Origin of the sequence: Streptomyces niveus (assembly GCF_001723055.1) — a bacterium.
GTDB lineage: Bacteria > Actinomycetota > Actinomycetes > Streptomycetales > Streptomycetaceae > Streptomyces > Streptomyces niveus.
The window spans coordinates 1-7316 of record NZ_MDCR01000239.1; the positions used below are offsets into that span (position 1 = coordinate 1).

Below are 7316 nucleotides of genomic sequence, written 5' to 3' on the forward strand. Positions count from 1 at the left end.
GCCCCCGCTTCCCGCCCCGCGAGCCGCCCGCCGACGATCTGGCCGCCTACGTCTCCGAGGGTGTCTCCACCCGCGCCTACGCCGAGTCGGCGGTCATCAGGCTGCACGCGTCCGCGACGGAGGCGGCGCGGCTGGTGTCACCGTCGGCCGGTGTGCTGGAGCCGGTCGACGAGCACAGCTGTCTGCTGCGCACCGGGGCGGGCGGTCTCGACGTCATGGTGGTCCACGTGATGCTCCTCGGCGTCGACTTCGAGGTGGTCGAGCCGGTGGAGCTGACCGAGCACATGAGGACGGCGCGGGATCGCCTTTCGCGAGCGCTGGGGGACGCTCCGTAACCCCGGAGCCGCCCCGTCCACCACCATCCGGAAGGTGTCGTACCGCCCATGATTGTGCGAGGGCGAGGTGAATTCCATACGGCCTGTCAAATGCCGGCGGCCCGTCGAACGGGGGAATTCCGGGCCCGGAAAATACGGTGATCTTCGAGTCTGTCGAATTACTTATCGCTTACTTACGGCTGATGTGTGAACGGCGCCCCGAAGGCATGTGGGAGTCGCCGAACATGTGTCGTGATCCTGTGACACAAGTGTGACCGTGATCGTACGTAAGTGCGTGGGGAAGGTGACCGGCCGCCCGCCGGACACGGCCCTTCCGTCACCGTCCGCCGTCGCTTCTCCGGTGCCGCCGCCGACCGGGCCGATGCGGCCGGGAAGCCCTACGCTGAGCCGTATGACACCGACACCTCCGGCACAGCCCGACGACGTGCCCGACTCCTATGTGGGCCTGGCCGCCCCCGAGGCCGAGCGGATCGCGCGTGAACGCGGCTGGACCACCGTCAGGGCCCTGCCGCCGGGCGCCATCATCACCATGGAGTTCCTCCAGGGGCGGCTGAACTTCGAGGTCGAGAACGGCACCGTCATCCGCTGCTGGCTGGGCTGACCGCGCAGTTGACCGCACGATTGACCGTACGAAAAGGGAAGACCCCGGCACGCGCCGGGGTCTTCCGCCGTCCTGCCCGGTCCTGACCGGGCCTCAGCCGCCCGTGACCGGCCGCGAGCGCGGCGGCCGGCGGCTGCCCGCCGGAGTGGTCGGCGTCCGCTCGGAGCGCGCCGTGGCGTGCGGCCGGGGCTGGGTGAGCTGCGCGGTCGTGTTCCGGCCCGCGGTGCCCCGCCCCGAGTGGGCCGTGCCGACCGTCGAGCGGCCCGCGTCCTCGTCCTCCTGCGCCGGGAGCTGAGGGACTATCACGGGCCAGGGCCCGTCGGCCGGTGCCGGCCCGGAGACCGTCCCGCGCCGCTCGCGCCACCGTGCCCGCACCTGTTCACGCACCGCGAGGACCGCGGTCTCGGTCCGGGCGATCGTCGGCTCGAACCACGGCAGGGCGAGCAGGATCAGCAGCCCCGCGACCCAGCCGAGCAGCACGTCGCTCAGCCAGTGCGTGCCCAGATAGACGGTCGTGGCGCCCACACCGAGCGCGACCACGGACGACCCGATCGACAGATAGCGCCTGGCCCGCGGCGTGGTGGCCAGATAGGCCAGGATTCCCCACGTCACCACGGCGTTCGCGGTGTGTCCCGAGGGGAATATGTCGCCGCCCGCGAAGAGTTCGGCCGAGCCGATCTGGGTCGCGTAGTGCGGTCCGAGCCGGCCGAGGCCCAGCTTCACCGCCCCCACGGTCACGTTGAGCAGCAGCAGCGACGCGCCGAGGACCAGCAGCGGACGCAGCGTGTGCTGGCGCCAGGAGCGCCAGCCCAGCCAGGCGGCGATCATCACGGCGGTGGGGCCGCGCTGGCCGAGCACCACGAAGTAGTCCAGGAACGCGTGCAGTTGCTGCCACTGCTGGTACGGCCGGAAGAGCATGATCTTCCAGTCCAGCGTCACCAGCCAGGACGAGGCGAGAACGGCGATGACGATGGCGAGATAGAACGCCAAAGTCCCGCCGAAGAGAGTCACGCGGGTACGGCTCATCCGCGGGATCTCTATCTTCGGCGGCTCCGGCTCCCGGTCCAGTCGGGCGAAGATGTCGGTACGCACCCAATCGACGTTACAGCGAGTGAACGGCCGTCTCGGTCGTTCCAGTCTCTTTGTGATGACGATGTGATGTGGAGTAGGTCTCGGATCGCTGTTTATCCGAGGCCGTTCCGCAATTGCGAGTGACCTTCCGCTCTATTGCCCGCGGCGGGGAGCCCGGGTAACAGTCTTTGTGCCCATCAGAATTAGTTCACCGCGACGTCGCGCGGAATTTTCCGACCGCTTGACCGGGGCTTGACCGCGCCGGGGGCGACCCCGGCCGTCCGCCGCCCGTCGCGGTACGCGACACTTCGACGTCCGGCGGGGGCCCGACGCGCCTGCCGGGCCGGGTGAGCTGGGCCACGTTCCGTATCGGGCGACTCGCGTACGCTGTCGGCGCACTCGCCCGTCGATGCCGGGCCGCCTAGGGCGTGTCTTCGACGTAGCGCCGTCCGCCCGCGGGGCGGGGCCGGCGGCGGCTGGTGCGGTGCATCGCAAGGCGGAGGATCGGACTCGTACTGGGCGTACTTGGCCGACTCCGACAACGCGGCGAGGTGCCGTACGAGGCGTCGCGGGCCAGGCGGGACTTCGAAGACACGACCTCGGGGGACCGCCACCGTCCCCGGCTGGTCCGCCGAGCGCGAGGGACTTCACTGGGAGGTACGCGGATGTCAGGGACCACCACGGCCGGAACGCGGCTGCGTGCCGCCGTCGGCGGCGGTGCCCCTGGCGGCGGCGTCAACCGCTGGGCCGTCCTGGTCGTCCTCTGCGTCAGTCTGCTGCTCGTCGCGCTCGACGCGACCGTGCTGCACGTCGCCGTTCCCGCCGTCACCGAGGACCTGCGGCCCAGCGGCGTCCAGCTGCTGTGGATCGTGGACGCCTACCCGCTGGTATGCGCCGCGCTGCTGATCCTCTTCGGCACGCTCGGCGACCGCATCGGCCGGCGCCGGGTGCTGCTCATCGGCTACGGGATCTTCGGTCTGGCCTCGGTGGCCGCGGCCTTCGCCGGGTCGCCCGGCATGCTGATCGTCGCCCGCGCCCTGCTGGGTGTCGGCGGCGCGATGATCATGCCCGCGACGCTCTCCATCCTCCGTACCGTCTTCCCCGACCGGCGTGAGCGCGCCATGGCGATCGGCATCTGGACGGCGGTGGCCGCCGTCGGCGCCGCGACGGGGCCGGTACTCGGGGGATTCCTCGTCCAGCACTTCTGGTGGGGCTCGGTCTTCCTGATCAACGTGCCGCTGATGGCCCTGATCCTCCCCGTCGGCCGCTTTCTGCTGCCCGAGTCGAAGGGCGGCTGCGACGGCCCGTGGGACGTGATCGGCGCGCTCATGGCGGCGGCCGGGGTGCTCGGCGCCGTCCTCGGGGTGAAACGCCTCGGTGTGGGCGCCTCGATGCTCGACGTCAAGACGTTCGGACCGCTGCTGCTGGGCGCGGTGCTGCTCTTCCTCTTCGTACGGCGGCAGCGGCGCAGGAAGCATCCGCTCATAGACGTGACGATGTTCGCCCGGCCGACCTTCGCGACCTCCGTCGGCTGCATCGTCCTCGCGATGCTGGCGCTGGTCGGGCTGGAGCTGATCGCCGTCCAGTACCTCCAGCTGGTGCTGGGGCTCAGCCCGCTGGAGACCGGACTGCGGCTGCTGCCGCTCACCTTCGCCGCCATGGCGGCGGGCGCCACCGGCTCGTACACCCTGCGCCGCGTCGGCCCGCGCCGGATGGTCGCCTGCGGGTTCGTCCTCACGGCGGGAGCCGTGCTGCTGCTGGTGATGATGGCCCACCACGACCGGCCGGCGCTGCTGACCACGGCCTTCGTACTGCTCGGCTTCGGCCTCCAGTCCACGCTCTTCGGCGCGTACGAGTCGATGCTCAGCGAGGCGCCGCCGGAACAGGCGGGCGGCGCCGCGGCGATCGGCGAGACGGCGTACCAGCTCGGCGCGGGCATGGGCATCGCGCTGCTCGGCAGCGTCATGAACGCGGCCTACGCGCCCGCCCTGTCGTCGGGGGCGGTCGACGGGGTGCCGGCTGCGGCGGGATCGGCCGCAGCCAACTCGCTGGGCCAGGCGTACCAGGTGGCCGCCCAGCTGGGTGGTCCGGCGGGGGAGGCCCTGCGTATCGCGGCGCGTCACTCCTTCGTGCACGGTCTGCATGTCACGCTCCTGGTCAGCGCCGCCCTGCTGCTGCTCGGCGCGGTGGCGGCGCTGCGGCTGCCCCGGGTGATGGACTGCGGGGCGCCGCCGCGGGGCGAGCGGGACGACGTGGCGGGGGCGGGCGTACCGGCGGCGCGGGCCGGGACCGGGACCGACGGACCGGTGAGCCGGCGGGCCCCGCGCGGCGGCGGGTCTGGACGGGCCCCGGCCCTGCGCCGTAATCTCGGCGCCGAGCGTAACTAGCGCTGCTAGTTTTACTGACATCCGCGAGCCGCCGGAGGCAGTCACCATGTCCGCACCCTCGAAACGTCCGCCCTTCGACCCGCGCGACCCCCTCGGCATCGACGACCTGCTGGAGCCCGAGGACCTGGCCGTGCGCGACACCGTGCGCTCCTGGGCCGCCGACCGGGTCATGCCGCACATCGCCGAGTGGTACGAGCGCGGCGAGCTGCCCGGCATCCGCGAGCTGAGCCGTGAACTCGGCTCCCTCGGCGCGCTCGGCATGTCGCTCCAGGGCTACGGCTGCGCGGGCGCCAGCTCCGTCCAGTACGGGCTCGCCTGCCTGGAGCTGGAGGCCGCCGACTCCGGGATCCGCTCACTCGTCTCCGTACAGGGCTCGCTCGCCATGTACGCGATCCACCGGTTCGGCTCCGAGGAGCAGAAGCAGCGGTGGCTGCCCGGCATGGCGGCCGGCGAGATCATCGGCTGCTTCGGTCTCACCGAGCCCGACCACGGCTCCGACCCGGCCGGGATGCGCACGTACGCCAAGCGCGACGGCACCGACTGGGTGCTCACCGGCCGCAAGATGTGGATCACCAACGGCTCGGTCGCGGGCGTCGCGGTGGTCTGGGCGGGGACGGACGAGGGGCGCGGCGGTATTCGTGGTTTTCTCGTGCCGACCGACAGCCCCGGCTTCTCGGCGCCCGAGATCAAGCACAAGTGGTCGCTGCGCGCCTCGGTCACCAGCGAACTGGTCATGGACGAGGTACGGCTGCCCGCCGACGCCGTACTCCCCGAGGTCACCGGTCTGCGCGGTCCGCTCAGCTGTCTGAGCCATGCCCGCTACGGGATCGTCTGGGGTTCGATGGGGGCGGCGCGCGCCAGTTTCGAGTCGGCGCTCGACTACGCGAAGATCCGCGAACAGTTCGGCAGGCCGATCGGGGGCTTCCAGCTCACCCAGGCCAAGCTCGCCGACATGGCGCTCGAACTGCACAAGGGAATCCTGCTCGCGCACCATCTCGGCCGGCGCCTGGACGCCGGGAGACTGCTTCCCGAGCAGGTCAGCTTCGGCAAGCTCAACAATGTGCGGGAGGCGATCGAGATCTGCCGTACCTCGCGCACGATCCTCGGCGCCAACGGGATCTCACTCGAATATCCCGTGATGCGGCACGCGACGAATCTGGAGTCGGTGCTCACCTACGAGGGCACCGTCGAGATGCACCAGTTGGTACTGGGCAAGGCACTCACCGGTCTGGACGCGTTCCGGTGACGACGTGACCGGATGTGAGCCGGTGAGCGCCTCGCTCAGCTCTGGTTGAAGAAGCCGTCCCGCCCGTGGACCTTCGACTCCCCGCTGACGATCTCGGTGTCGGCGGGGGTCAGCAGGAACACCCGGGTGGCGACCCGGTCGATCGAGCCGCGGAGACCGAAGATCAGTCCGGCGGCGAAGTCGACCACGCGCTTGGCGTCGGCGGGCTCCATGGCGGTGAGATTCAGGATGACGGGGACACCGTCCCGGAACAGCTCGCCGATGCCACGCGCGTCCCGGAAGCTCTCCGGCGAGACGGTGGCGATCCTGCGCTCCTGCTCGGGAGCGGCCTCGGCGGCGATCCGCACCCGCGGATCGGTCTTCCAGGCCTCGTTGCTCTCGGCACCCTCGGAGTACTCGTCGTCGTAGTAACGCTCGTCGTTGTCCTCAACGAGGCCCAGCCAGGCACTCGCCTTGCGCACCGATCCCATGGACGCCTCCTTTCACCGCGGTCGCTTGTGGTTCCGCATCCCTATGGTTGTCCATGATGCGGATTGCGCGCCAAGTGGATTGTCGCCGCGCAGGGGGTTCGTGACGGTACTGGTGCAGAAGATATGGCGTTTCGTCAGGTTTCCTCCTGCGTACAGGCCCTGACGTAATGAAAATATGAAAGTCCAGCCAGACGGGTGACGGTGGGGACGTACGGGTGAACCGGGCGGCTCTGTACGATGCCCGGCGCATCGTCGAACGACACCTGGGGGATCGTCGTGTTCGGAATTGTGAGGCCCTGCAGCCATCGGCTCACGGAAGGACTCAAGACAGAGTGGATGGCTCATCTGTGCGGGCTGTGCCTGGCACTTCGCTCGGACCACGGACAGTTCTCCCGCATCGTCACCAACTATGACGGCCTGATCGTCTCCGTTCTGACGGAGGCTCAGGCCGAGCGCGGCACCGGACGGCGCCGTACAGCTGGCCCTTGCCCACTTCGCGGAATGCGAACCGCTCCGGTCGCGAAAGGCGAGGGAGCACGCCTGGCCGCGGCCGTGTCACTGGTGCTCGCCTCGGCGAAGGTACGGGACCACGTCGCCGACGGGGACGGGGTGTTGAGGCGGCGGCCGGTGGCGCTCGCCGCGCGCCGGATCGCCGGCGGCTGGGACCGCGCGGGGGCGCGTACCGGCGCGGAGCTGGGGTTCGACACGGCGGTGCTCGTCGACGCGGTGGACCGGCAGACCGGCATCGAGGCACTCGCCGGGCCGGGCACCTCGCTGCTCACCGTCACCGAGCCGACCGAGACGGCCACGGCCGCCGCCTTCGCGCACACCGCCGTACTCGCGGGCCGGCCGGGCAACATGGCGCCGCTCGCCGAGGCGGGCCGGCTCTTCGGGCGCCTCGCGCATCTGCTGGACGCCGTGGAGGACCAGGGAGCTGACGCCGCGTCGGGTGCCTGGAACCCGCTCACGGCGACCGGCACCTCGCGCGCCGAGGCGCGCCGGCTCGCGGACGACGCGCTGCACGGCATCCGGCTGGCGCTGCGCGACGCGGAGTTCACCGACGACAAGCTGGCGCACGTGCTGCTCGCGCACGAGCTGCGCACCTCCGTCGACCGCGCCTTCGGGACGTCCTCCTGCGCGCACCAGGGGCAGGCGAGCGCGCAGGGCGGGAACCCGTACGGCGGGCAGGGCGGGAACCCGTACGGC

At 71.0% G+C, this 7316-nt stretch carries 7 protein-coding genes; 5 read left to right on the forward strand and 2 right to left on the reverse strand.

Annotation, left to right across the window (positions count from 1 at the left end):
• The coding region (locus BHU15_RS25575) for a WYL domain-containing protein (protein ID WP_141726880.1) at positions 1-335 on the forward strand (335 nt) is incomplete at its 5' end.
• Positions 336-726: 391 nt separating this feature from the next.
• Positions 727-936, forward strand: a complete 210-nt coding sequence (locus BHU15_RS25580; protein WP_069629343.1) for an I78 family peptidase inhibitor — start codon at positions 727-729, stop codon at positions 934-936.
• Between the two features lie 93 nt (positions 937-1029).
• Here BHU15_RS25580 and BHU15_RS25585 read toward each other — a convergent pair whose 3' ends face one another.
• The gene (locus BHU15_RS25585) at positions 1030-2028 is read right to left on the reverse strand and encodes a phosphatase PAP2 family protein (protein WP_069629344.1); all 999 of its coding nucleotides are present in this window, start codon (positions 2026-2028) and stop codon (positions 1030-1032) included.
• 644 nt (positions 2029-2672) lie between these two features.
• On the opposite strand from BHU15_RS25585, the gene BHU15_RS25590 reads away from it, so the two are divergent.
• Together BHU15_RS25590 and BHU15_RS25595 are read left to right on the forward strand one after the other, a co-directional pair.
• A complete protein-coding gene (locus BHU15_RS25590) occupies positions 2673-4394 on the forward strand; it encodes an MFS transporter (protein ID WP_079128368.1) in 1722 nt (573 codons plus the stop codon).
• Positions 4395-4440: 46 nt separating this feature from the next.
• Positions 4441-5640 carry an acyl-CoA dehydrogenase family protein gene (locus BHU15_RS25595; RefSeq protein WP_069629345.1) on the forward strand — a complete coding sequence of 400 codons (1200 nt, stop codon included), beginning with the start codon at positions 4441-4443 and terminating at the stop codon, positions 5638-5640.
• Positions 5641-5675: 35 nt separating this feature from the next.
• Here BHU15_RS25595 and BHU15_RS25600 read toward each other — a convergent pair whose 3' ends face one another.
• Complete coding sequence (locus BHU15_RS25600; protein WP_023542700.1) at positions 5676-6110, reverse strand: cell division protein SepF; 435 nt, start codon at positions 6108-6110, stop codon at positions 5676-5678.
• Positions 6111-6386: 276 nt separating this feature from the next.
• On the opposite strand from BHU15_RS25600, the gene BHU15_RS25605 reads away from it, so the two are divergent.
• A partial coding sequence (locus BHU15_RS25605; protein ID WP_069629346.1) for a DUF5685 family protein occupies positions 6387-7316 on the forward strand: 930 nt, incomplete at its 3' end.

Excerpts from the sequence above, each read along its gene's own strand:
- BHU15_RS25600 (WP_023542700.1), bottom strand. The coding sequence starts at position 6,110 with ATGGGATCGGTGCGCAAGGCGAGTGCCTGGCTGGGCCTCGTTGAGGAC.
- BHU15_RS25595 (WP_069629345.1), top strand. The coding sequence starts at position 4,441 with ATGTCCGCACCCTCGAAACGTCCGCCCTTCGACCCGCGCGACCCCCTC.
- BHU15_RS25590 (WP_079128368.1), top strand. The coding sequence starts at position 2,673 with ATGTCAGGGACCACCACGGCCGGAACGCGGCTGCGTGCCGCCGTCGGC.
- BHU15_RS25580 (WP_069629343.1), top strand. The coding sequence starts at position 727 with ATGACACCGACACCTCCGGCACAGCCCGACGACGTGCCCGACTCCTAT.